The organism is Rhodococcus sp. RDE2 (assembly GCF_020885655.1).
Taxonomy (GTDB): Bacteria; Actinomycetota; Actinomycetes; order Mycobacteriales; family Mycobacteriaceae; genus Rhodococcus; species Rhodococcus pyridinivorans.
Genome location: NZ_AP025186.1, coordinates 5,326,120 through 5,350,863 on the forward strand (window position 1 = coordinate 5,326,120; position 24,744 = coordinate 5,350,863).

Annotated in this window: 23 protein-coding genes; 13 read left to right on the top strand and 10 right to left on the bottom strand. The window is 68.3% G+C overall.

Going from position 1 to position 24,744, the window contains the following annotated elements:
• The first annotated feature begins 1 nt into the window (after position 1).
• Together LPH33_RS24905 and LPH33_RS24910 are read left to right on the top strand one after the other, a co-directional pair.
• Complete coding sequence (locus LPH33_RS24905; protein WP_229566553.1) at positions 2–1,234, top strand: alpha/beta hydrolase; 1,233 nt, start codon at positions 2–4, stop codon at positions 1,232–1,234.
• A 129-nt stretch (positions 1,235–1,363) separates the two neighbouring features.
• Positions 1,364–3,442 carry a PhoX family protein gene (locus tag LPH33_RS24910; RefSeq protein ID WP_229566554.1) on the top strand — a complete coding sequence of 693 codons (2,079 nt, stop codon included), beginning with the start codon at positions 1,364–1,366 and terminating at the stop codon, positions 3,440–3,442.
• A gap of 63 nt (positions 3,443–3,505) precedes the next feature.
• Here the strand turns inward: LPH33_RS24910 and ggh are convergent, their stop codons facing one another.
• Both ggh and LPH33_RS24920 read right to left on the bottom strand, forming a co-directional pair.
• Complete coding sequence (gene ggh, locus LPH33_RS24915) at positions 3,506–4,843, bottom strand: glucosylglycerate hydrolase (RefSeq protein WP_229566555.1); 1,338 nt, start codon at positions 4,841–4,843, stop codon at positions 3,506–3,508.
• A gap of 119 nt (positions 4,844–4,962) precedes the next feature.
• Positions 4,963–6,132 carry an LLM class flavin-dependent oxidoreductase gene (locus tag LPH33_RS24920; protein ID WP_229566556.1) on the bottom strand — a complete coding sequence of 390 codons (1,170 nt, stop codon included), beginning with the start codon at positions 6,130–6,132 and terminating at the stop codon, positions 4,963–4,965.
• Positions 6,133–6,294: 162 nt separating this feature from the next.
• Between LPH33_RS24920 and LPH33_RS24925 the strand changes: the two genes are divergently transcribed.
• The 3 genes from LPH33_RS24925 to LPH33_RS24935 are packed head-to-tail and all read left to right on the top strand — an operon-like array spanning position 6,295 to position 9,585.
• Positions 6,295–7,611, top strand: a complete 1,317-nt coding sequence (locus tag LPH33_RS24925; RefSeq protein ID WP_229566557.1) for an MFS transporter — start codon at positions 6,295–6,297, stop codon at positions 7,609–7,611.
• A gap of 34 nt (positions 7,612–7,645) precedes the next feature.
• A complete protein-coding gene (locus LPH33_RS24930; protein ID WP_229566558.1) occupies positions 7,646–8,560 on the top strand; it encodes a spermidine synthase in 915 nt (304 codons plus the stop codon).
• A gap of 44 nt (positions 8,561–8,604) precedes the next feature.
• Complete coding sequence (locus LPH33_RS24935) at positions 8,605–9,585, top strand: pirin family protein (protein ID WP_229568512.1); 981 nt, start codon at positions 8,605–8,607, stop codon at positions 9,583–9,585.
• 47 nt (positions 9,586–9,632) lie between these two features.
• Here LPH33_RS24935 and LPH33_RS24940 read toward each other — a convergent pair whose 3' ends face one another.
• On the bottom strand, positions 9,633–9,923 hold the full coding sequence (locus LPH33_RS24940; RefSeq protein ID WP_229566560.1) for a putative quinol monooxygenase: 291 nt from the start codon (positions 9,921–9,923) through the stop codon (positions 9,633–9,635).
• 86 nt (positions 9,924–10,009) lie between these two features.
• Between LPH33_RS24940 and LPH33_RS24945 the strand changes: the two genes are divergently transcribed.
• Positions 10,010–10,630, top strand: coding sequence for a class I SAM-dependent methyltransferase (locus tag LPH33_RS24945; protein ID WP_229566562.1), 621 nt, complete (start codon positions 10,010–10,012; stop codon positions 10,628–10,630).
• 3 nt (positions 10,631–10,633) lie between these two features.
• On the opposite strand, the gene LPH33_RS24950 is transcribed toward LPH33_RS24945, so the two are convergent.
• Together LPH33_RS24950 and LPH33_RS24955 are read right to left on the bottom strand one after the other, a co-directional pair.
• On the bottom strand, positions 10,634–12,076 hold the full coding sequence (locus tag LPH33_RS24950) for a flavin-containing monooxygenase (RefSeq protein ID WP_229566564.1): 1,443 nt from the start codon (positions 12,074–12,076) through the stop codon (positions 10,634–10,636).
• A 3-nt stretch (positions 12,077–12,079) separates the two neighbouring features.
• Positions 12,080–13,090, bottom strand: coding sequence for a PHP domain-containing protein (locus LPH33_RS24955; RefSeq protein WP_229566565.1), 1,011 nt, complete (start codon positions 13,088–13,090; stop codon positions 12,080–12,082).
• A 40-nt stretch (positions 13,091–13,130) separates the two neighbouring features.
• Here LPH33_RS24955 and LPH33_RS24960 point away from each other — a divergent pair, with 40 nt between their 5' ends.
• Both LPH33_RS24960 and LPH33_RS24965 read left to right on the top strand, forming a co-directional pair.
• Complete coding sequence (locus LPH33_RS24960) at positions 13,131–13,835, top strand: SanA/YdcF family protein (protein WP_229566567.1); 705 nt, start codon at positions 13,131–13,133, stop codon at positions 13,833–13,835.
• A gap of 10 nt (positions 13,836–13,845) precedes the next feature.
• Positions 13,846–14,517, top strand: a complete 672-nt coding sequence (locus LPH33_RS24965; protein ID WP_120283808.1) for an SDR family oxidoreductase — start codon at positions 13,846–13,848, stop codon at positions 14,515–14,517.
• 55 nt (positions 14,518–14,572) lie between these two features.
• On the opposite strand, the gene LPH33_RS24970 is transcribed toward LPH33_RS24965, so the two are convergent.
• From LPH33_RS24970 to LPH33_RS24980, 3 genes are read right to left on the bottom strand one after another with little or no spacing between them, the layout of a single operon-like run.
• Positions 14,573–15,631, bottom strand: a complete 1,059-nt coding sequence (locus LPH33_RS24970) for a DUF6777 domain-containing protein (protein WP_229566570.1) — start codon at positions 15,629–15,631, stop codon at positions 14,573–14,575.
• A gap of 9 nt (positions 15,632–15,640) precedes the next feature.
• Entirely contained in the window at positions 15,641–16,648 is a 1,008-nt protein-coding gene (locus tag LPH33_RS24975) for an alpha/beta fold hydrolase (protein WP_060652443.1), read from the bottom strand.
• Positions 16,648–17,031 (bottom strand): nuclear transport factor 2 family protein, encoded by a 384-nt coding sequence (locus tag LPH33_RS24980; protein ID WP_016691032.1) that lies wholly within the window; start codon positions 17,029–17,031, stop codon positions 16,648–16,650. The genes LPH33_RS24975 and LPH33_RS24980 overlap by 1 nt, the downstream gene beginning before the upstream one ends.
• A 143-nt stretch (positions 17,032–17,174) precedes the next feature.
• Here LPH33_RS24980 and LPH33_RS24985 point away from each other — a divergent pair, with 143 nt between their 5' ends.
• From LPH33_RS24985 to LPH33_RS24995, 3 genes are all read left to right on the top strand, one after another.
• Positions 17,175–18,002, top strand: coding sequence for an alpha/beta hydrolase (locus LPH33_RS24985; RefSeq protein ID WP_229566572.1), 828 nt, complete (start codon positions 17,175–17,177; stop codon positions 18,000–18,002).
• Between the two features lie 64 nt (positions 18,003–18,066).
• Positions 18,067–18,663, top strand: a complete 597-nt coding sequence (locus LPH33_RS24990) for a CsbD family protein (protein ID WP_229566574.1) — start codon at positions 18,067–18,069, stop codon at positions 18,661–18,663.
• Between the two features lie 59 nt (positions 18,664–18,722).
• On the top strand, positions 18,723–19,382 hold the full coding sequence (locus LPH33_RS24995; RefSeq protein ID WP_060652439.1) for a hypothetical protein: 660 nt from the start codon (positions 18,723–18,725) through the stop codon (positions 19,380–19,382).
• A 68-nt stretch (positions 19,383–19,450) separates the two neighbouring features.
• Here LPH33_RS24995 and leuS read toward each other — a convergent pair whose 3' ends face one another.
• Positions 19,451–22,318, bottom strand: coding sequence for a leucine--tRNA ligase (gene leuS / locus LPH33_RS25000; RefSeq protein WP_229566576.1), 2,868 nt, complete (start codon positions 22,316–22,318; stop codon positions 19,451–19,453).
• Between the two features lie 96 nt (positions 22,319–22,414).
• Here leuS and LPH33_RS25005 point away from each other — a divergent pair, with 96 nt between their 5' ends.
• The gene (locus LPH33_RS25005; RefSeq protein ID WP_016691037.1) at positions 22,415–22,819 is read left to right on the top strand and encodes an SdpI family protein; all 405 of its coding nucleotides are present in this window, start codon (positions 22,415–22,417) and stop codon (positions 22,817–22,819) included.
• Positions 22,820–22,828: 9 nt separating this feature from the next.
• Here the strand turns inward: LPH33_RS25005 and LPH33_RS25010 are convergent, their stop codons facing one another.
• Positions 22,829–23,482: a hemerythrin domain-containing protein gene (locus tag LPH33_RS25010; protein WP_060652437.1), complete on the bottom strand. Its 654-nt coding sequence runs from the start codon at positions 23,480–23,482 to the stop codon at positions 22,829–22,831.
• A gap of 100 nt (positions 23,483–23,582) precedes the next feature.
• Here LPH33_RS25010 and LPH33_RS25015 point away from each other — a divergent pair, with 100 nt between their 5' ends.
• A complete protein-coding gene (locus LPH33_RS25015; RefSeq protein ID WP_229566577.1) occupies positions 23,583–24,743 on the top strand; it encodes a helix-turn-helix transcriptional regulator in 1,161 nt (386 codons plus the stop codon).
• Position 24,744: the final 1 nt, after the last annotated feature.

The window sequence follows — 24,744 nt, forward strand, 5'->3', positions numbered from 1 at the left end:
CATGTCGAACGCATCATGGCTACCGCCCTGCACCGCCGACGACTGGGATGACAGTCGTCGGCGGCGACGTCTCCGCGATACCCGCACCGGTCATCACTGGGTGCGGTTCGGCCGGCTCCGACGAGTCCTCGCGCGCACCGCCGTCGCGGCGCTGCCGCTCGTCGCCCTGTTCACCCAGTACTGGGCGTGGGACGTCGCGCCGGTCCGTGAGCGACTCGCTCTCACGCAGCCGCAGCTACATCCGGTTCACGACGCGGCGACGCGGGAGGACCGCGACACGGCGGTCGTCGACCTCGTCGGCCTGGGCAACCTCGACGCAACCGAGACCGCCGCGGCATTGCCCGCACTGAGCGAACTCGGGCAGGTGTGGGCGGTCGAGTACGACAACAGCGGTCTCGACACCGCCGTCGTCAGCCGCATGATCCAGGAGCGGGCAGCCTGGTCCGGAATCGAGAACATCGTGCTCATGGGCCACAGTATGGGCGGGATCATCGCCCTCGAAGTTGCGCAGCACCTGTATCAGGACACCCCGCTCGAGGTCACCGGCATCATTCTGGACTGCACTCCGTTGGACCTGCACGCCGTCCGAGCCGACGCACGCGATGCCGGTGAGGACCTGTTGCGCTGGATCGGCTGGCTGCCCGGCGCACGGGAGAGCCGCAGCATGCGCATGCTCGTCGAGGTCGTCGCCCGCATGGACCGTTTCGTGCTCTCCTCGGACCGGTGGTACCGCCGTATCGACACCGAAGAGTTGCACGACGTCGTGGTCGAGGTGCTCCACGACAAGATCTTCTCGACCGATGCCGCGAGCAACGGACTGATCGAATCGCAGTTCCGGGCGATCGTCGCCTCCGGTGCGATCGACAACCTGCGGGCACTCGCCGACGAACGCGACGACAAGATCCGTCCCGCCATAGCGTTCCTCCGGCCACGGAACGCCATGGCCGACAACGTCGTCGACGTCGAGTACAGCCACCGCATCCTGATCGACCAGTCCGGCGGTGTCGACGGCACGCTGCTGGTGTCGAAACTCGACCGCACCGGACACGCCAATCCGATCCAGGCTCCCGCGGAATACAACACCGCGATCACGAACCGGGTGGTGCCCTTCGTCGACGGCAGGCCCGGCGAGGTCGAGGACGACGAGGAGGGGCAGCCGGGCGACGAGTTCTTCGATGACGACCGTCCCGGCGTCCGGCCGATCGTGGATCTCGACCGCATCGCCCCGGGCTGACCTCGACCCGTTCTGTGACCGCCGTCTCACGGCCGCCGAATGCTCATCGGGTGTTCACCTTCTCTTTCCGTCCGACTCGCCTGACGCTCCTACGGTTCCGGCGTCGAACCGATTTCCGAGGAGAACGTTGTGGCCCGTAGAGTCCTGCCCTTGTTCGTCACGCACGACGGCATATCGTCGCGCTCGAACATCACGTGCAAGTACAAGTGCGGGGATGCCTGTTCGCACGCCGTCCCGAACACCTCCCGCGGTGAATACTTCGGCGACATCGTGCGCGCGGCCGTCTCGCGTCGCGGGGTCCTGCGGGGCGGCGCCATGGCCGTGCTCGCCGTCGGCGCCGGTGGCGTTCTGACGGCCTGTGCGGACGACTCCGCTGCGGCCGCCGGTAGTGACGCAGGGGCGGCAGGGGATCTCGGGCCGGTACCCGACGGCACGAACTTCACGGCGGTCGCGCCGAACACCGATGACGCGGTGACGGTTCCGGAGGGATACGAGAACGACGTCGTCATCCGGTGGGGCGATCCGGTGCTGCCCGATGCACCGGCCTTCGACATCGGCAACCAGACGGCGACCGCGCAGGAGAAGCAGTTCGGGTTCAACAACGACTTCGCCGGTCTGCTCCCGGTGGACGGCCGACCCGACACCTACCTGCTCGTCGTCAATCACGAATACACCACCGAGCCCTTCATGTTCGCCGACTACGACGCGGACGACCCCACCGAGGAACAGGTACGCATCGGCATCGCCGGTCACGGGCTGTCGGTCGTCCAGGTGAAGGGCAAGCCCGGAACCGGACGCCTGACACCGGAATTCGGCGAGTACAACCGTCGCATCACCGGAACCACCGAGTTCCTCCTCACCGGACCGGCCGCGGGCAGTGACCTGCTGAAGACCACCGCCGATCCGACCGGTACGCGGGTCGCGGGGACGTTCAACAACTGCGCCGGTGGCCTCACGCCGTGGGGCACGGTGCTGTCGGGCGAGGAGAACTTCAACCAGTACTTCGCCAACGCCGAGAGTGTGACCGACCCGGTCGTCGCCGAACGTCTCGCCCGGTACGGACTCGAGGGCGCAGAAACCGAACGGAAGTGGGAACGATTCGACCGGCGCTTCGACATCGCCGCTGAACCCAACGAGGTCAACCGGTTCGGGTGGATCGTCGAGATCGATCCGTGGGATCCGAACTCGGTGCCCGTCAAGCACACCGCACTGGGACGGTTCAAGCACGAGGCGGCCACCGTCCACATCACCGACGACGGCACCGTCGTGTCCTACAGCGGTGACGACGAACGCTTCGACTACATGTACAAGTTCGTCTCGTCGCGGAAGATGCAGCCCGGGAACTCGCGAGCGGCGATGCGGCACAACATGACCCTGCTCGACGCGGGCACGCTCTACGTCGCGAAGCTCAGCGGGGATCATCCGGACGAGATCGACGGATCCGGAACGCTTCCCGAGGACGGCGAGTTCCGCGGCACCGGCGAATGGATCCCGTTGTTGCGCTCGAACGAGGACGGCAGCGCCGAGTCGCTGGTCGACGGCATGAGCGCCGAAGAGGTCGCGGTGTTCACCCGCCTCGCCGGCGACCGGGTGGGCGCGACGAAGATGGATCGCCCCGAGGACTTCGAACCGAACCCGGTCACCGGCAAGGTCTACGTCGCCCTCACCAACAACACCAAGCGCGGTGTCGACGGCGCCGCCCCGGCCGACGAGGCGAATCCGCGCGAGAACAACAAGAACGGTCAGGTCCTCGAGATCGACGACGACCACGCGGGTACGTCCTTCACGTGGACGCTGCTGCTCGTGTGCGGGGACCCGAACGAGGCCGACACCTACTTCGGCGGCTTCGACAAGTCACAGGTCAGTCCGATCTCGTGCCCCGACAACCTGGCCTTCGATTCGTACGGCAACCTGTGGATCTCGACCGACGGCAACGCACTCGGCTCCAACGACGGATTGTTCAGCGTCGTCCTCGACGGTCCGCGCCGCGGTGAGACGAAGCAGTTCCTCACCGTGCCGATCGGTGCGGAGACGTGCGGTCCGATCGTGCAGGACGGCCGGGTCGTGGTCTGCGTGCAGCATCCCGGAGAGACGGACGACGCGTCGTGGGCATCGCCGGCCTCGCACTGGCCCGACGGAGGCGACTCCCAGCCGCGTCCCGCCGTGGTCGCGGCGTGGAAGTCGGACGGCGGACGAATCGGGGTCTGACGCCCCTCGTGCGTGGTTTCGGTAGTCGTGGCTACCGAAACCACGCACGGGCCGCAAAGCGGCCTAACCCAGCCAGTCCAATACCGCTGCGGCGGTCCACGACTGCTGCATGCTGCCGAGCGGATCGCCGGTGAACGGCTCGTAGTACTCGGCGAAGGTGCCGTCGCTCGCCTGCCGGAGCCCTTCCGCACGAAGCACGTTCGCCCGTTCGGCCCAGCCACGACGGGCGAACGCCCACGAGAACAACCACGTCATCACGGGCCACACCGGTCCGCGCCAGTACTCGCGGGGACGGAAGTCGCCCGAGACGGGGGAGGTCGACGGCGGGACCGCATAGCGAAGATCCGGATGCCCGCAGAACTTCGGCCCTTCGAAGGTGCGCAGCAGCGCCCGCTCGGCCTGCCGATCGAGGCCACCGCACAGCAGCGGGGCGAACATCGCGAGAGTGTCGGTGGCGACCCACTTCCCGCTGCGCAGGTCGAAATCCTTCGCCGCGCCCGTGCGCGGGTCGGTCGTGGCGATCACGCCCTTCCGGAACCGTTCGGCCCACGAATAGAGCTCGCGCACATCCGCGTTGGGACGGGCATGTTCTTCACCGATGGTCGCGAGCACCTCACACGACAGCGAGAACACCGCGCTGACGAAGACGTCCTCGACCGCGAAGCTCATCGCCTTCGCGAGCACGCCGTCCTCGTAGCGCGCCGTCTTCATCTCCTCGAGCAACCACAGATAACGCGCGTATTCACGGTCGGTGGGTCGCTGGGTGGCGTCGGCGACGTGCTCGAGATCCTCGCGATGGAAGGGCGGCACCGGACCGGCGATGACGTTGGCGTACGCCGTATCCCAGCGCGGAGAGTTGTCCATGCCAGACTCCCACCCGTGGTACAGCGCGATGCGGCCGTTGCCGTCGAGATCGCGCGCGTGCGCGAGCCAGCGGTGCCAGCGCACCAGATCCGCCCACCGGCGATCCAGGAACTCCTCGGCGACAGCACGTGTCGAGCGGCCGTGCCGCCGTGAATGCTCGAGGATGCGCTGCACGGCGATGGCGTGCACGGGAGGCTGGGTGATGCCCGAGGTCTGCACCTGCACCGGTGCGTGCGCGGCCAGTTCGGAGACCGCCCAGCGCGCTGGTCCGGGGAAGTAGCCGTCGACACCGTTGGCGAAGACGATGTGCGGGATCATCCCGTTCTTCCACTGCGCCGAGAGCAGGGTGTCGAGTTCGACCACCGCCCGTTCGACACTGAGCGGCGCGAGCCCCACAGCGACGAACGCCGCATCCCAACTCCACATGTGTGGATAAAGCTTGGGAGCGGCACTCGTCATGGTGCCCAGGTCGTTCCCACGCAACAGGTACGCCGCGCGTGCGGCGAGCTGTGTGGAGGTGAATCCTCGGTCCGGCATGGCCCCCATTCTCTGTGCTGCGGACGGATCCGCACGACGAGGGCCGCAGCTGTAACAGCGCCGACACATTTCGTGCGGGCGCTGTGTCGAGCTGTGCTGTATCGAATTGTCAGGGAGGGTCAGTGCGCGGAGGGCAGGAAGGCCGTCGAACCCGACAGGTCGCCCGGGCGGCGGGAGGCCGGTGCGAGCAGGCCGCGACGCTCGAGGATCGGGCGCACGCCCTCACCGAAGCGGTAGGCCTCCTCGAGGTGCGGGTAGCCCGACAGCACGAAGTGGTCGAGGCCGGTCTCGGCGTACTCCGCGATGCGGTCGGCGACCTCCTCGTGGGAACCCACGAGCGCGGTGCCCGCGCCCCCACGGACGAGTCCGACGCCCGCCCACAGGTTGGGGGAGACCTCGAGGCTGCGGGCGTCCTTGCTCGCGGCGTAGGCGCTGCCGCCGCCGTGCAGCTCGACCATCCGGCGCTGCCCCTCGGAACCGGAGCGGGCCAGGCTCTGCTGGGCCTTCTCGATGGTCGCGGGGTCGAGCGCGGAGAGCAGGCGGTCGGCCTCGGCCCAGGCCTCGTCGGAGGTGTCGCGGCTGATGACGTGCAGGCGGATGCCGTAGTCGAGGGTGCGTCCCTGGATGTCGGCGAGGCCGCGGATCCACGCGATCTTGTCGGCGACGGCGGCCGGCGGCTCACCCCACGTGAGGTAGGTGTCGCAGAACTGCGATGCGACGGTGCCGGCGGCGGGAGAGGACCCGCCGAAGAAGAGCGGCGGCACCGGATCGGGGATGCGCTGGAGCTGGGCGTTCTCAACCTGGATGTACTCGCCCTCGAAGTCGACCGGGCCGTTGCCCGCCCACAGGCGCTTGATCACGTCGAGGTACTCGCCGCAGCGCGCGTAGCGCTGGTTCTTGTCGAGGAAGTCACCGAAGGTGCGCTGTTCGTGGTCCTCTCCGCCGGTGACGACGTTGAGGAGTAGGCGTCCCTGCGACTGCCACTGGAAGGTCGCGGCCATCTGCGCGGCCAAGGTGGGGCTGATCAGACCGGGACGGAGGGCCACGAGGAACTTGAGCGACTCCGTGGTGTCGATCAGCATCGCCGTCGTCAACCAGGCGTCCTCGCACCACGCACCGGTGGGGGTGAGGACCGATTCGAAGCCGCTCGACTCCGCGGCGGCGGCGATCTGGTTCAGGTAACGCAGCGTCGCCGGACGATCGCCCGACATCGAACTGCCGTGGCCCCCTGCCATCAGGTTTCGCGAGTCGCCGTAGGTGGGCAGGAACCAGTGCATATGCAGAGACAAGACGAAGTCCTCGAGTCGACGGCAGAGCGTGACGTCCAGGAAACAGTCCGCAACCGGGCGCGGCAACATTTGCAATCAGCATGATCGGAACCCGTGTGTGGATGCGTCCTACGTGGTTAGCGTCGCCGGGTTGCACGCTGTCCACCACCGGGAATCGAGTCCATGACCACGCTGTCACAGCCCAGTTCCGCACCCGAGTCCGATCTCGATCGTCGCAGGAGACTACGCACCGTGGTCGCGGCGAGCCTGCTCGGCACCACGGTGGAGTGGTACGACTTCTTCCTCTACGCGACGGCCGCGAGCCTGGTGTTCAACCAGCTGTTCTTCCCCGACCAGAGTTCGTTCGTCGGCACGATGCTGGCCTTCGCGACCTTCGCCGTGGGTTTCGTGGTCCGACCCATCGGCGGTGTCGTCTTCGGCCACATCGGCGACCGGATCGGACGCAAGAAGACCCTCGCGCTGACGATGTTCATCATGGGCGTCGCCACCGCGTTGATGGGCGTCCTGCCCACCCACGCGCAGGTGGGTGTGGTCGCACCGATCCTGCTGCTCCTGCTGCGCATCGTGCAGGGTTTCGCCCTCGGTGGCGAATGGGCCGGGGCCGTGCTGCTCGCCGTCGAGCACAGCCCGGAGAAGAAGCGCGGTCTGTTCGGCAGCATCCCGCAGGTGGGTCTCGCCCTCGGTCTCGCGTTGGGTACCGCGGTCTTTGCGGCGCTGCAGGTGATCTTCGACGAGCAGCAGTTCCTGTCGTACGGCTGGCGGATCGCGTTCCTGCTCAGCCTCGTCCTCGTCGCCGTCGGTTTCGTCGTGCGACTGAAGGTCGACGAGACCCCGGCCTTCCGCGAGGTGCAGGAACTCGCGAAGAAATCGTCGGCGCCGCTCGTGGACGTCTTCCGGCCCGGCGTGCGTCGCAGCACCGTTCTGGGTCTGCTGTCGCGGTGGGGCGAGGGCGCGGCGTTCAACACCTGGGGCGTCTTCGCCATCACCTACGCCACAAAGGACCTCGACTTCGAGAAGGTGCCGGTGCTCCTCGTCGTCACCCTCGCCGCGCTGGTCATGGCGGTACTGCTCCCGATCTCGGGTCTGCTGGTGGACCGGTTCGGCGCGAAGCAGGTCTACACCGTCGGCATCGCCGCCTACGGCGTCGCGGTGTTCCCGACCTTCGCCCTGTTCGGCACGAACGACCTGTTCTGGTTCGCCGTGGCGATGATCCTCGTCTTCGGCGTCGTCCACGCCCTGTTCTACGGCGCGCAAGGAACGTTGTACGCGAGCCTGTACCCGGCGGAGATCCGCTACACGGGCCTGTCGGTCGTCTACCAGTTCTCGGGCATCTACGCGTCGGGCATCACCCCGATGATCCTCACGGCACTCATCGCCGTGGCCGGCGGTCCGTGGCTCGCCTGCGGCTATCTCGTCCTCACAGCCGTGATCAGCGTCGTTGCGACCTCGATGATGCGCAGGGAGGACCTCCACCTCTGATCGGACACCGGGCGGCCGGTACTAGGCTCGTCGTATGAGCAGGCAACGAGGTGGCCGCGCCGCATCGTCGCCGCGCAAGGAGAAGACCGGTGCACCGGGCGGCCCGGTCGAGGGGTTGTACGACATCGACACGGGCACCTGTGAGCTCGTCAAGGACCGCTATCTTGCCGACGGCTGGGTCCTCGAGATCAACGGGGTGCCCAGCTCGCACATCGATTTGAGCGACCCGGCCCTGCTCGAGTTCGAGTACATGCGATGGATCGCGATGCTCGTCGAGAGCAGGTTCGAACACGACTCGAGACTGCGCGTGCTGCACCTCGGTGGGGGTGCGTGCACGATGGCGCGCTACTTCGCCGCGGTCTACCCCGACGCACGGCAGGTCGTCGTCGAGATCGACGGTCGCCTCGCCGAACTCGTCCGCCACTGGTTCGATCTACCCCGTGCCCCGTTGCTGCGCATCCGGGTGGGGGAGGCCCGCCAGGTCCTCACCTCGCTCTCCGACGCGAGCCGCGACGTGATCGTGCGGGATGTCTTCGCCTACAACCGCACTCCCGTCGCACTCACGACCCTCCAGTTCACACAGCACGCCCGACGCGTGCTCGCGCCCGGCGGTGTCTACGTCGTCAACTGCGGCGACTTCCGCGACCTGACCGTCGCGAAACGCGAGGCCGCGACGATCGGTGAGGTCTTCGAGCACACCGTGATCATCGCCGACCCCGCGATGCTCAAGGGACGCCGCTACGGCAACGTCGTCATCGCCGGCAGCGACCTGCCGCTCGGTGACTCCCCGGCCCTGGCCCGCGACCTGCTCGGCGGGGCCGTCCCCGCGCAGATCCGACTGGGTGACCAGGTCGAGAAGTTCGCCGCCGGGGCGCGCGTGCTCGACGACAGCGAGGCCACCACACCGCCCGGAACAAAGAGCACGGGCACGGAGTTGCACGGGTCATGACGTCAGCAGCCCCTACTCCGGTACTCCAGGTCTTCCGGCTCGGTATGCCCTGGCAGACGATCGATCCCTTCCTGTTCGTCGCACACCACGTCGACGCGTATCCGGCGGGCAACGACGAACTCGGACCCGACGCCTCGCTCGACGGCCGCCCGCTCGGCCAGGACTTCGGCAACCCCGCGGGCTGGAGCATGTATCACGGCACCACCGTCCCAGGATTCCCCGGCCACCCGCACCGCGGCTTCGAGACGGTGACCTTCGTGCGCTCGGGTTTCGTCGACCACTCCGATTCGGTGGGCGCGGCGGCGCGTTTCGGTGAGGGCGACACGCAGTGGCTCACCGCCGGCAACGGGGTGGTCCACAGCGAGATGTTCCCTCTGCTGAACAAGGATTCGGACAATCCGCTCGAACTGTTCCAGATCTGGTTGAACCTGCCCGCCGAGTCGAAGACCGTCGACCCGCACTTCTCGATGCTGTGGAACGAGGACACCCCCACCGTGACGGTCATGGACGAGGACGGACGCACCGTCTCCGTCCGCGTCATCGCCGGTGAGCTCGACGGCTCGACTCCGCCGCCGCCCCCGCCGAATTCGTGGGCGTCCCGACCCGACACCGACGTGGCGATCTGGAACATCGACCTCTCGTCCGGTGCGCGCTGGGAACTGCCGGCCGCGCGCGGCGAGCAGACGCAACGGGTCCTGTACGTGTACAACGGTTCCCCCGTGCGGATCGGTGACCGGACGATCGAGCCCGGGCACGGGGTCGTCGTCGACGCGTCGGTACCGGTGCACCTCACCGGCGGCGACGAGGGCACGCAGATCCTGATGCTGCAGGGTCGCCCGATCGGCGAACCCGTCGTCTCGTACGGCCCGTTCGTGCTCAACGACGAGGCGAGTGTCCGGCAGGCGTTCGAGGACTACCGTCGCACCGGATTCGGCGGATGGCCCTGGGACAGCGACGGTCCCGTGCACGACCGCGACGCCGGCCGGTTCGCGCGATATGCCGACGAGCAGCTCGAGCAACGCTGACCGCGTGCGCAGATCCTGTCGATTTCCGGCGGGATCTGCGACGAGAACTACTCGTTCGACGGCTGCACATCCGGGACGAGGTACTCGGAGACCTTCATCGACCGGATCTCCCGGGCCTGGCCGTCGTCGGGTCCGCTGCCGCGGAAGTCGTCGAGCTCTGCCCGTGACTCCCACCGTTCGTAGATGCAGACGCGGCCGGGTTCGATCAGGTCCGCGGTGACAGCGAAGTCGAGACAGCCCGGCGCTCTGCGGGCCGCCTCGACGACGGCCGTGCAGGTCGCCAGATAAGCCTCGCGTCTGTCGGCGTCGACGATGAGATGCCCTGCGACGATGATCATGGATCCCCTCCCGTGGTCACTGCCTCGTGGTGGTAGGACCTGCGAACGGGGTCGAACTCATCGCGACCCCGTCGTACCATGCCGGAGTGAACCAGCCCGGATACGACGCCCTCGCGGATCTGTACGTCGAGTTGTTCCCCGATCCGTACCTGACGCCGCTCGAACGGCACACCGTCGCCGCCTTCGCCGAGATGGTGCAGCAGAGCCCGGTGGAGGGTGTCGTGCTGGACGTGGGCTGCGGACCCGGATACGTGGCGGCGGACCTCGCCGGACGCGGACTCGACGTGATCGGCCTCGATCCCAGCACGGAGATGCTGCGCATCGCGCGGGGCGCTTACCCCGCCCTGCGATTCGTCCGGGACGACGCACGACTCGGGTCCGACGAACTCCGCGGAGTGCTCCCGAGCGCGATCATCGCGCGGTGCAGCCTCATCCATGTTCCGCCGTCCGAGATCCCCGGGATCCTCGACGGGTGGGCGGAGAGGATTCCGTCCGGGGGCGTGGTGCTCGTCGCGGGCCAGACCACCGACATCCCGGGCGAGGTGGTCGAGTTCGATCACGCGGTGGCGCCGGCGTGGCGGTGGCACCCGGATCGTCTCGCTGCGGCGTTGTCCGACGCCGGATTCGACGAGGTGTGGCGGACGGTCAGCCGCCCCGATGCCGATCATCGCTTCCCCGACGTCCACCTGGCGGCGCGTCGGCGCTGACGGTCAGGGCGTGAACTGCATCGATTCGTCGATACGACCGAACCTCATGGTGGGCAGGTCGAGGAGATAGTTCTGCCGCATCAGCCACGGACTACGCGAACCCTGTTTGGGCAGAGCACCTTCCGCGCGGTGAATGTACCCGGCGTCGAGACCGAGCAGCGGACGGGTACGGCCGTCGCCCGAATATCTCGGCACCGCCGAGCGGTAACCGTTGCGGCGCATGTACCGCAGCAACCGGCACACGTAGAGGGACGCGAGATCGGCACGCAGGGTCCACGACGCGTTGGTGTAGCCGAGGCACATCGCGGCATTGGGTAGACCGTCGAGCATCATGCCGCGGTAGATGAACCGGGTCGAGAGGTCGATCTTCTCCCCGTCGACGACGAACTCGATTCCGCCGGCAGGAACCAGTTGCAGACCCGTTGCGGGGATCAGGATCTCGGCCTCGAGTTCGCGACCGGACTCGAGGCGGACACTCTTCTCGGTGACGGTGTCGATCCGGTCGGTGACGATCTCGGCCTTCTCCGCACGGAGGGTGCGGAACAGGTCGGAGTCGGGGACCACGCACAGTCGCTGATCCCATGGGTCGTAGCGCGGTGAGAAGTGGGGATCGACCGGGATCCTGCCGCGGAGGCGACGTTCGGTGAGGGTGCGCAGCACGCGTTTCGCGGCCGAAGGGAACCGCTGACAGAACTGGTAGAAGCCGAGATTGACCACGACGTTCTTCGTCCGCACCGCGCGGTGGGCCGCCTTGTCGGGCAACAGGCGTCGTATCCGCGTCGCGATCGGGTCGCGCGCGGGCAGCGACATCACGTAGGTGGGGGAACGCTGCAGCATCGTCACGTGCTCGGCCTTCTCCGCGAGCGCGGGCACGAGTGTGACGGCCGTGGCGCCACTGCCGATCACCACGACCTTCTTCCCCTCGTAGTCGAGGTCGTCGGGCCAGAACTGCGGATGCACGACCGTGCCCGCGAAGTCCTGCAGACCGGGGATGTCGGGGAGATAACCGGACTCGTAGCTGTAGTAGCCGCTGCAGAGATAGAGGAAGGAACAGGACATCTCGACGGTGCCCTGCCCGGTCGAGGCACGCACCGTCCACCGGGCATCCTCGGACGACCACGAAGCATCGATCACCTTGTGGCCGAATCGGATCCGCCGGTCGATACCGAATTCGGCGGCGGTGTCGCGGATGTACTGCAGGATGTCGGGACCGTCGGCGATGGATTTCTCGCCCCGCCAGGGGCGGAACGGGAATCCGAGCGTGTACATGTCGCTGTCCGAACGGATCCCCGGATAGCGGAACAGATCCCACGTACCACCGATCGCGTCGCGACTCTCGAGGATGGCGTACCCGAGATCCGGGCACTGTGTCTGCAACCGGTAGCCGGCATCGATGCCGGACAGTCCGGCTCCCACGACCAGTACGTCGATGTGTTCCACGCGCATCCCCTACCTGTCGGTCCACGCCAGCAGGTCGTCGACCTCCCAGGTGTTGATCACCTGTTCGGGTTCGACACCCCGCTCGACGGCACGTTCGCAACCGTACCCGAGCCAGTCGAGCTGCCCGGGTGCGTGCGCATCGGTGTCGATGGAGAACAGGCAGTCCGTCTCGAGCGCGAGGTCGATGAGACGCGACGGCGGGTCGCGACGTTCGGGCCGGCAGTTGATCTCGACGGCGGTGTCGTGGTCGCGACACGCGACGAAGACCTTCTCGGCGTCGAACTTCGACTCGGGACGGCTTCCGCGACCCCCTGCGACGAGTCGGCCGGTGCAGTGCCCGAGGACGTCGACGTGGGGATTCGCCGCCGCACGCAGCATGCGTTTCGTCATCGCCGACCGGTCGGCCCGCAGGTTCGAGTGCACGCTCGCGACGACGACGTCGAGTTCGGCGAGCAGCCCTTCGTCCTGGTCGAGCGATCCGTCGTCGAGGATGTCGACCTCGATACCCGTGAGAATCCGTGCACCACTGTTGTTCTCGTTGATCTCCGCGACGACGGCGAGCTGCGAGCGCAGCCGCTCCGCGGTGAGGCCGTTCGCGACTTTCAGGCGAGGGGAGTGGTCGGTGAGGGCGAAGTACTCGTGCCCGATCATCGTCGACGCGACGCGGTGCATCTCGTCGATCGGGCTGCCGCCGTCGGACCAGTTCGAGTGGGTGTGCAGGTCGCCGCGCAGGGACTCGAGCAGGTCGCGGCCGCCTCGTCCGATCGGATCGGCCTCCTCGCGCAACTGGTCGAGATAGGCGGGCACTCCGTCGAACGACTCGCGGATGACGGTCGCGGTCTTCTTCCCGACGCCCGGCAGATCGGTCCACGAGTCGGTCTTCCGCAGCACCTCCCGCTTGGGGTCGCTCACCTCGGCGAGCACCTCCGCCGCGCGTCGATAGGACTGCACGCGGTAGGTGTCGGCGTGTTCGCGTTCGAGCCAGAAGGCAACTTCGCGGAGTGCGTCGACGGGGTCCACCCCTCCATTGTGGCCGCCGGGCGTCCGTAATCTGGGACGCATGCTCGAATCCGTACGGTCGTCGTCTCCCCTCGGTGCGGTCTCCGCACTGGTCGTCGGTGCGGTGTCCGCGCTGACACTCGTCTCCGCCCGCGTGGCGTCGGAGGCGAAGGACCTCATGTACGGGGTGGACGACGCCCCGCCCGCCCCGGTGGTGATCGTGCCGGGTGCGCGGGTGCACGAGGGCCGTCCGATGCGGGTGCTCCGCAGCCGCCTCGACGTCGCGGTCGCGTTGATGGAACGGGGACGGGTGCAGGCCGTGCTCGTCTCGGGCGACGGGGCGGGAACCTCGGGCGACGAGATCGAGGCGATGATCGCGTATCTCGTCGAGCAGGGTGTGAACCGGGAACGGATCGTCGCCGATCCGTACGGTCTCGACACCTACGACACCGCCCGGCGCGCCGTGGCCACCTACGGCGTGCGGCAGGCGCTGATCACGACCCAGGCCTTCCACCTTCCGCGCGCGGTGGCATTGTGCCGGCGGGCCGGAATCGACATCGCCGGAGTCCGCGCCGCGAACGACGTGCGGCTGCGCACGCGGCTGAGGAATCTGGCGCGCGAGTACGTGCTGTCGCGACCCAAGGCGTTCCTCGAACTCCGGTTCCCGCGCGACCCGGCGGTGGAGACCCCGCCGGACGACCGACTCGCCGAGATCCTGGCCGGTCTCGAGCACGGTGCGGTGGCCGCCCCACCGTCTGCTTCCTAGGCTCGTGATCATGCGCCCCACAGCTCTCGTCACCGGAGGGGGTCGCGGTCTCGGCGCCGCGATCGCCCACGAACTCGCTCCCACCCACGATCTGCTCCTCGGCGGCCGGCGTCGCGAGTCGCTCGATGCGATCCTCGAGGAACTGCCCGACGCCACGCCGTGGCCCGTGGACCTGCTCGATCACGACGCCGTCGCCGCGGCCGCCGCAGACATCGACCGGCTCGACGTCCTCGTCCACAACGCGGGCGTCGCCGAACTGGGCACGATCGCCGACAGCGAGCCCCGGCAGTGGCGCGAGACGTTCGAGGCGAACGTCGTCGCCGTCGTCGCCCTGACGCAGGTGTTGCTGCCGGCCCTGCGCGCCGCGAACGGCCACGTGGTGCTCATCAATTCGGGGGCGGGTCTGCGTGTTCGCCCCGGCTGGGGTGCCTATGCCGCGAGCAAGTTCGCGCTGCGGGCGTTCGGCGATGCGCTGCGCGAGGAGGAACCCGCGCTGCGGGTCACCTCGATCCACCCGGGCCGGATCGACACCGACATGCAACGCGCGATCGTCGCGTCGGAAGGCCGTGAGTACGACCCGTCGCAGTTCCTCAGCCCCGGCACGGTGGCGCGCGCGGTGCGGCAGGTCGTCGAGGCGCCGGTGGACGCCCACCCCACCGAGGTCGTTCTGCGTCCTCGCTGACGACCCGAGAGGGCTGACGGCTCGGAACGGCTGACGACTCAGAAGGGCTGACGGCTCAGAACGGCAGGGGGATCACGACCGGGGGAGCGCCCGGGATCTGGATCTGGATCTGCGGGGGCGGCGGCGCGGGAGCCCGCGGCGCCGGCGGGGGTGCCGGTGCCGGTGCTGGAGCCGGAGCGGGTTCCGGAGCCGGCGGTGGCGGTGGCGGCGGTTCCGGAGCGGGCGGAGGCGGAGGCGGCGGTTCCGGGGGAGGCGGCGGTGGTGGTGCCGCGGCTTCCGGCACCGGAGCACGCCGCGGGGCGGAAACGGGTGCCTGCAGTGCCTCGGTCTCCGGGAGGGTTTCCTCCGTGGTCTCCGGTGCGGCCGGAGCCGTGGTCTTCGGCAGAGCCTCACCGACCGGCACGGGAACCATCGCGCCGGTCGTGATGTCGACGACCTCCAATTCCCGCACAGCAGTCGCGGCGGGCTGGACGACGAACATCCGCTCGGCGTTCAGTCCGGGCCATTTCGGGCCTTCGAGTTCGTCGTTGCCGGTGAGCACCGGCGCGGACAGCGGATTGCCGCGCACGCATCGCACGCGCGGAACACCGAGTTCGTCGACGAGGACGATCGTGCCGCGTTCGAGCAGCGACTGCACGGGCCGCGCGGCACCGTCGCGGTACTCGTGCATGGTCACCCGGGTGTCGGCGCGCAACAGGACCGCCGTGAGGGTGTCGGTGTAGCCGCGGATGTCGGGCACGCCGAGGACACCGCGCCACGCTTCGGCCTTGGCGGGATCCTCCTCCAGATGAAGGATGAGCCCTTCGCGGTCGCACAGGGGCCGGTCGAGACTGCCCCCGTAGAGCGCCGGCCGGTCACCGGGGACGGCCGGGGCTCCGGCGGTCGCGGTGACCGGATCGCCGCCGTCCTCGACGACTTCGGGAGGTGGGGGCGGCACCGCGACCGGCACCTGCGGCGGCACGAGACGCGGCGTCCACGGGTCGTCCTGCGCGGTGGCGACATGCAGTTGCACGGGCGTCGTCGTCTCGACCGAACCGCCCGACGAGCAGGCACCCGCCACCAGTGCCGTCAGGGCGAGTGCCAGACCGAATCCACGAACCGTGTCGCTGGCCACGCCGTCATGCTAGGTCGATGATCGCCGGTGAAAGTGCTGTTCGGCGGTTCTCGTCGGTATCCGGATCTCGGAGACGAAACGCAGGAGGAGGTCGTTCACCTCGTCGCGACGTTCCATCTGCACGAAATGCCCCGCGCCCTCGAGCAGGTGGACACCGCGCAGATCGGGTACGTAGGCACGCATCCGTTCGAGCGCCGACGACCCCGACATCGCGACGACCGGATCCCGGTCGCCGGCCACGAACAGCGTCGGTACCTGCACCTCCGCACCCTCGTGGGGACGCGACGCCTCCCAGTTGGCGTCGTAGGCGCGGTACCAGGACAGACCTCCACCGAATCCGGTGCGGGCGAACTCGGCCGCGTAGTGCGCGAGTTCGTCGTCGTCGAGCCAGTCCCACGGCAGATCGGGGGCGGCGGGCAGCACGTCGAGATATCCGCGTCCCTCGGACGGATGCGACCACACGTCGAGATAGCGGTATCCGCCCGACAGGGCGAAGAACAACCGCTGGAGAAATTCGCGCGGGCGGGGATCGAGTTCTGCCTCCGCGACCCCCGGTTCCTGGAAGTAGTGGAGGTGGAGGAAGTGCTTGCCGGCGAGACCGCGGAAGATCTCGCTGGGTCGTGCCGGCATCCGGTCGGGCGAGTAGGGCACGGCGAGCAGGACGAGACCGGCGACGCGATCCGGATGTCGCAGCGCCGTCGTCCACGCGACGGGTGCCCCGAAGTCGTGACCGACGACGACCGCGCTGCCGATCCCGAGGACGTCGAGCAGTCGGACGAGGCGATCGGCGACCGCGACGTTCGTGTACTCCCCGACCGCCCGCGGCCGGTCGGTCCGGCCGTAGCCGGGCATGTCGGGGGCGACGGCACGGTATCCGGCGTCGACGAGCGGCGCGAATTGGTGCCGGTAGCTGTACCCCAGGCCGGGGAATCCGTGGCACATGACGACCGCGGGTCCGTCACCCCGATCGTCGATGTTCCACGTGAAACCATCGACCTCGACGATGCGGCTGTCCATCAGGAGGCGGGGACGGTCTGCATGTCCTCCTGGCTCCAGAACGCCCTCATGCTCGTGATCCTCGCGTCGTCGTCGAAGGTCATCACGTCGACGACCTCCATGACCAGATCCTGCTCACCCAGGTGCGTGACCAGGCGGAACACGAAAGCGGCGTTGTTCTCCGCGATCTTGAGGGTGATCACCTCACCGGTCTGCGCGAGCGGTTCGACCACGCCGTAGAACTCGCGGATCTCGGCCTCGGTGGCGCGGACCGGCGTGCCGACCGGATCCTCGACCGTCGCGCCCGGTGCGTACAGGGCGAGGACATCGTCGACGGTGCCCGAGGCCACGGACTTCACGTAGTTCTCGACGGTGGCGCGGATCGCGTCCCGACTCGGTGCCATGGGGTCTCCTTCGTTCGAATCTGGAACACGTTTCAATTCGACGGTAGTGGGCCGGATCCGCGGATGCACTCGCGATTCCCACTCGGAAGACCCCGCGCCGGAGGACGATGACATCGCCATCACCCGGAACGATCGGAGACCCGATGATCGACGCTGTCGCCTTCACCCTCGACGGACACGCCGGTGCTCTCGCAGCCCGCACGTGGGTCGGCGAGGCCCCGCGCTACGTGGCGTTGTTTTGCCACGGCTACGGCGAGCACTGCGGACGCTACGAGTATGTGGCCGCGCGCCTCGTCGCCGACGGTGCCGCCGTCTACGCGGTGGACCACATCGGTCACGGTCTCAGCGACGGCGAGCGCGTCCTGATCGACGACTTCGAGAAGGTGGTCGACGACTTCCGTCTGCTCGATCTGACGGCGCGACGTGAGCATCCCGACCTGCCGGTCGTGCTCGTCGGACACTCGATGGGCGGCATGATTGCGGCCCGGTACGCGCAGCGATACGGCTCGGAACTGGCCGCGGTCGTCCTGTCCGGCCCGGTCCTCGGCAGATGGGCGGCCGTCGACGCCCTGCTCACGGCCGAGGAGATCCCGGATACCCCCATCGACCCGTCCACCCTCTCCCGCGATCCCGAGGTGGGTCGCGCCTACGTGGCCGACCCGCTCGTCTGGCACGGCCCGTTCAAGCGCACCACCGTTCAGGCGCTGAAGACCTGCATCGACACGATCACCGCCGCCGGTGCCGTCGACGACGTGCCCGTGCTGTGGTTGCACGGCGAGGACGATCGACTGGTTCCCCTCGACGGCACCGCCACCGGATGGTCGTCGCTGGCAGGTCGCGGGTCGTCGTCGAAGACCTATCCCGAGGCGCGGCACGAGATCTTCAACGAGACGAACCGGGACGAGGTCCTGGGCGATGTCGTCGACTTCGTCGGCACGCACATCCACCCTCTCGAGACTCTCGAGGATTGAAGCCGACCGCATCTGGCTATCCCAGGCCATGGGGCCGTCCCCTTCGTGTCCCGTACGGAAGGAGATGACCGTGGTCGAAGACAGCCCATCCGACAGGGCTCGCCCTGGTCCGGCCGACAAGGCACGGCTCGGGTTGAAGCAGACCGTGTTCGGGAAGGCGAAGGAGGTCGCCGGCGCTCTGACCGGCAACGACTCCCTCACCACCGAAGGCCGTCTCGAGCAGGAGGAGGCCCGGCAGACCAGGAAGGCCGACACCCTCTCGCACATGGCCGAGGCCGAGAGCGACGAGGCGGTCGAGCAGCTCGACGCCGTCCGCGAGGCCGGACAGCAGGAACGCGAGGCCGTGCAGCAGCGGACCGACGCCGTCGAGTCGCAGGTCGAGCGGGAGGCACGGGTCCGCAAACAGGCCGCCGATCTCGAATGCCAGGAGAACATCGTCCGAGGGCGATCCGACGCCGTCCGCGAGGCCACGGCCGCCGAGCAGCAGCCACGCCGTGAGGAGAACGAGCAGGTCACGGATGCCGCCGCAGAGGTCGCGGCCGCCGACGAGGACCACCGACGCGCCTCCCACGACGCCGAACGTGCACGTCTCCAGGCCGAAGAGGAACGCCGCAAGGCCGAAGCCCTCGAACGTACGCTGACCGACGAGCCGGATCGCTGACGAACACCACCGACATTCCCTACCGGAGCTGTACCCCCATCGAAGTTGGAGATGCGCCCATGAACCTCGCCACTCTGCCCAAGAGCGTTCTGCGACTGCAGTACAAGATCGCCCGCTTCCCGCTGGGATTGATCGAGCAGCAGTTGCGGTTCCTGCCCACCGACGCCCCGCCGCGCCTGATGTACGAGCGGGGACTGGGCATGCTGGACGGCATCGTCGGCAGCGTGCTCGACGACCAGGAGATCGCCACGCGCGGGGCGCTCGCCACCGAACGTGCCGACGCGGTGAAGCGCGCGGAGAAGCTCGACGCCCAGGCCGCGGCCGAGAAGCGCGCGGCGGACGCCGAACTCCGCCGGACGCGTGAGCGGGCCGAGGCCGAGCAGGAAGCCGCACGGCGCGACCGCGAGAAGGAGGTCCAGCAGGCCCGCGAGCGCGCGCAGGAACGCGCGAAGCAGGCGGAGAAGGAAGCCGAGCAGAAGAAGGCCGCCGAGACCGCGAAGGCCGATCAGGAGGCCGCCGCGAAGCGCCGTGCCGCCGAGACCGCGAAGAAGAAGGACGAGGAGCGCATCCGCAAGGCCGAGGAGGAGGCCGCCGAGCCCGCCAAGGTCTCCCTCAAGGATGCCGTCGCCAAGCAGCTCGAGGCGAAGGAGGCGGAGGAGCGCGCACACGATGCGGGCGAGGTCGCCGAGTTCGAGAAGATCGAACACAAGCACCCCTGATCCCGGTTGTAGTCGACGAGACCCCGGTGCATCCTGTGCACCGGGGTCTCGTCCGTCGTAAGCGGTTGCTACTTCACGACATTGACCATCTTGCCGGGAACCACGATCACCTTGCGCGGTGCGGCACCGCCGAGCAGGTCGGCGATCTTCTCGTCCGCGAGCGCAGCGGCCTCGATCGCGTCGGGCGTGGCGTCGGCCGGGACGGTGATGCGGCTGCGCACCTTGCCGTTGACCTGGATCGGGTACTCGACGCTGTCCTCGACGAGCCACTTCTCGTCGGCGACCGGGAACGGTCCGTGCGCAAGCGATTCGGTGTGTCCGAGACGCGACCACATCTCCTCGGCGAGGTGCGGCGCGACCGGGCCGAGCATGAGCACCAGCGGTTCGACGGCGCTGCGCGGCGCACCCGACGGGTACTGCTTCGTCAGGTGGTTCGTGTACTCGATGAGCTTGGCGATCGCCGTGTTGTCGCGCAGGTGGGTGAAGTCGTCGGACACACCCGCGACCGTCTTGTTGAGCGCCCGCAGCGTGTCGTCGCCGGGGGTGTCGTCGGTGACGCGCAGCGCGCCGCCCTCTTCCTCGACGACGAGACGCCACACGCGCTGCAGGAAGCGGTGCGCGCCGACGACGTCCTTGGTCGCCCACGGACGCGACTGGTCGAGCGGGCCCATCGACATCTCGTAGACGCGCAGGGTGTCGGCGCCGTACTCGTCGAAGATCTGGTCGGGGCTGACGGAGTTCTTGAGCGACTTGCCCATCTTCCCGTACTCGCGAGCGACCTCCTGCTCACCGTCCGGGCCGGTCCAGTAGAACGTGCCGTCGCGCTCGACGACCTCCTCGGCCGGCACGTACACACCGCGCGAGTCGGTGTAGGCGTAGGCCTGGATGTAACCCTGGTTGAACAGGCGTCGGTACGGCTCCGAGGAGGTGACGTACCCGAGGTCGAAGAGCACCTTGTGCCAGAACCGCGCGTACAGCAGGTGCAGCACCGCGTGCTCGACACCGCCGACGTAGAGATCGACGCCACCCGGGTCGTTCGGGCCGTGCAGTTCCGGCCGCGGGCCGGTCCAGTACGCCTCGTTCTCCTTGTCACAGAAGGCTTCCGAGTTGGTGGGGTCGATGTAGCGCAGCTGGTACCACGAGCTGCCGGCCCACTGCGGCATCACGTTGGTGTCGCGCGTGTAGCGCTTCAGGCCGTCGCCGAGATCGAGCTCGACGTTCATCCAGTCCACCGCCTTCGCGAGCGGCGGGGACGGTTCGGAATCGGCGTCGTCCGGATCGAAGGAGACCGGCGCGTAATCCTCGACCTCCGGAAGTTCCACGGGCAGAGCGGATTCGGGCAGCGCATGGGCGCGTCCCTGCTCGTCGTAGACGATCGGGAAGGGCTCGCCCCAGTACCGCTGCCGCGCGAACAGCCAGTCGCGCAGCTTGTACTGGATGGTGCCGCGTCCGGCGCCGTCCTCCTCGAGCTTCGCGACGATCGTCTTCTTCGCCTCGGCGACGTCGAGACCGTCGAGCAGGCCGGAGTTCACCAGCACACCGTCGCCGGTGTACGCCTCGGCGGTGACGTCGCCGCCGGAGATGACCTCGCGGATGGGCAGACCGAAGGCGGTCGCGAACTCCCAGTCGCGCTGGTCGTGGCCGGGAACGGCCATGATCGCGCCGGTGCCGTAGCCGGTGAGGACGTAGTCGGCGATGAAGATCGGCAGTCGCTCGCCGTTGACCGGGTTCACGGCGTAGGCGCCGAGGAAGACACCGGTCTTCTCCTTCGACTCCTGCCGCTCGAGATCGGACTTCGCGGCGATCGACGCGCGGTAGGCCGCGACCGCGGCAGCCGGATCGGCGGCACCGCCGGTCCAGCGCTCGTCGACGCCCTCGGGCCAGGACGCGGCGACGATCCGGTCGACGAGTTCGTGCTCGGGAGCGAGGGTCACGTAGCTGGCACCGAACAGGGTGTCGGGCCGGGTCGTGAACACCTCGATCGCCGAATCGTGGTCGGCGACGGCGAACTTCACCTGGGCGCCGTGCGAGCGTCCGATCCAGTTGCGCTGCATGGACTTGACCTTGTCGGTCCAGTCCAGGTGCTCGAGATCGTCGATCAGGCGGTCGGAGTAGGCGGTGATCCGCATCATCCACTGGCGCAGGTTCTTCCGGAAGACCGGGAAGTTGCCGCGCTCGGAGCGGCCGTCGGCCGTGACCTCCTCGTTGGCGAGCACCGTGCCCAGACCCGGGCACCAGTTGACGAGCGAATCCGACCGGTAGACCAGGCGGTACGAGTCGATGACGTCGGCGCGCTCACCCTCCGACAGCGACGCCCAGTCGCGTCCGTCCTCGAGACGACGCGTGCCGTCGGCGAATTCGGCCTCGAGTTCGGAGATGCGGCGAGCCCGGCCGGCCTCGCGGTCGTACCAGGCGTTGTAGATCGTCAGGAAGATCCATTGCGTCCAGCGGTAGAAGTCGACGTCGGTCGTCGCGACCGAGCGACGCTCGTCGTGCCCGAGACCGAGCCGGGAGAGCTGCCGCTTCATGTTCCCGATGTTGGCCTCGGTGGTCGTGCGCGGGTGCGTACCCGTCTGCACGGCGTACTGCTCGGCCGGCAGACCGAAGGCGTCGTAACCGAGTGTGTGCAGCACGTTGCGGCCCTGCATACGGTTGAAGCGCGCGTACACGTCGGTGGCGATGTACCCGAGCGGGTGCCCCACGTGCAGGCCCGAGCCCGAGGGGTACGGGAACATGTCCTGCACGAACAGCTTGTCGGAGGGCACCTCGCCCGCGAGATCGCCCACCGGATTGGGGGCGTGGAAGGTGCCGCGCTCGCGCCAGAGCTCCTGCCAGCGCTGCTCGATCCGCCCCGCGAGCTCGGCGGTGTACCGATGCTGCGGAGTGCTGCCGGGTTCGTGCTGGGAGGTCTGTTCGGGACGGGTCACGGTGATCACTATCTACTCGGCCGGGCGTGTGAGTGCTCCCACCAGGGTAGAACGTGCCCGCACCCGCGCAGACCGGTGGCACCACCGGCCGCGTATCCTGGTCGGGTGCTCATCGTCGCTGTCCTGCTCTTCGTGCTCGCTCTCGTCGTCGGCGCGGTGGGTGTCGCGGCACTGACCGGCAAGCTCCCGCGCAACCGCTGGGCCGGTGTGCGCACCCCCGACGCACTGCGTGACGACGAGGCGTTCGCCCTCGCCAACAAGGTCGCCGCACCCAGCATGCTCGGGTCCGCGGTGCTCCTCGCCCTCGGTGGAGTCGCGTCGCTGACGCTGCCCACCGTCGCCGGGATCATCGCGGTCGTCGTCACCGTGGTGGCCGCCCTGATCACCGCCGGAGCCGGCGGATCCGTCGCAGCGCGCGTCGCTGCGGCAACCAAGCCGGAGGAGACGGCCGGCTGCGGTACCTCGTGCGGCGCGTGCAGCCTGCGCGGGGCGTGCGAGCCGACCGCCTGACCCGGTTGTTCACTCCCAGCGGCGTGTCCGTGCGTAACGCGGGGTCCACCAGAACCTGTTGAGTACCCGCACCGGTACCGGGAGGCTCTTCAGCACGACGGCCACGCGGTCCTTCGGTGCCCCTTCGAAGATGTAGGGCAGCATGTCGGAGACCTCGTCCTTGTCCAACTGCTCGAACGCCCGCATCGAGAGGTCGTGCCATTCCTCCTTGGTGATGGACTGCTCGATCAAGGGGAAGGCGTCACGCTCCTCGTGCGCGAGGTGAGCACCCAGCGATGTCACGAGACCGTCGAGCAGACCGCCGAGCCGCTCGGTCCCCGTGTCGCGGTCGCCGAGCGCGTTCTCGATCTCCTCGAGCGCCGGATCGATCACGGAATGTTCCGCCTCCATGGCATCGAGCACCTCCATCGCCCCCGCATCGTGGGCGAGCCGTGGCCGCATGAGCGGCCAGACGTAGACGTCCTCGATGGAATGGTGCGTGTGCAGTTCGGTGCTGAAGCCGTGCCACCCGAGGAGCAGCGCGTCGTGCTTTCCGGGGTCGGCGGTACGCCAGGTCTCCGCGAAGTCGGCGAGACGTTCTGTGTCGCGGCGCAGGGCGGCGTGGATCAATCGCACGACCTCGAGGTCTTCCTCGGATATCGGTGCGGCGTGGGTGGTGGTCATGACGGGCACCTCGACTTTCGGATGAAATCTCCCCGTGCTACGAGCCTCGTCACCTCGCGAGGTGTTCTCAATCCCACATTCGAGGGGGATACTTCGAGACATGCGCTCTGCGCAGCGATTGAGGTCGGGTATCCACGACGCAGCGTCCGCAGCTGCGGACGGGGCGCAGTTCCGCGAGTTCGTGATGGATGTGCTCGGCGCTTTCGTTCCGTACGACAGCGGTTGTATCGCGCCCGTGGACCCTGCCGTCGCAGTTCCCACCGGCTTCACTACCCGCGGCCTCGACGACCCGGTGGGGGTTCTCCGGTTGACGATCGAGTTCGAGTACGGCCCGGATCTCGATCCGGACAGCCTCTACGCACTCATGCAGCACCGGTCCGGAGTGCGGCGGATCGAAGAACCTTCCGGCCGCGGACCGGGATACGACAACAGGCGTTTTCTCGAACTCGTGTCGCATCTGGGCATGGGACACGAAGTGCAGCTGGTCTTCCGGGACGGAGACCGTAGATGCTGGGGTGTCGGTGATCTGCTCCGCGGGCCGGGCCGAGGTTTCTCCGATGCCGAACTCGCGATGCTCGACGACGTTCTCGACGACATCGCGAACGGATTCCGCACCACGTTGATCCGGCACGCGTCCGCACGAACACGAAGCACGGACGTCGAGAGCACCGCCTGCGGATGCTCGGGCCCGGCCGTAGTGGTGATCGGGGCGGACGGCGAGTTCGAGTCCGTCACTGCCGCAGCGACGATCTTCTTCGAACGTCTCGGCTGGGAGACTCCCGCTCGGGGTCGCCCCGGGCCGGCACACGTAATCGCCCGTCAGGTCCGCAGAACACGACCCGTACCCGCAGATGTGCGTGTCCGCACCCTCGACGGCGAATGGCTCGTACTGCGCGCCGCGATCTTCGACGAGACCGGTCGCGTCGTCATGACCTTCGAGCGGGCACGCCTGCCCGAGATCGTCACGCTGGTCACCGCCGCCTACGGTCTGACGCCCCGCGAATCGGAGGTACTCGTCGAGGTGCTCGCCGGGCGGTCGCGCAACGAGATCGCGAGGCGGTTGTTCATCAGCCCGTACACCGTGCAGGACCACCTGAAGAACATCTTCGCCAAGACGGGTGTGAACAGCCGGCGTAACCTCGTCTCGCGACTCGCATGTACCGAGTACATGCCCCGGTTCGGTGGCGACCTGCGACCCGACGGATGGTTCGACGAGAGCGGAACGAGGACGGCACCGGTGGAGGCCCGCACCCTAGGCTGAC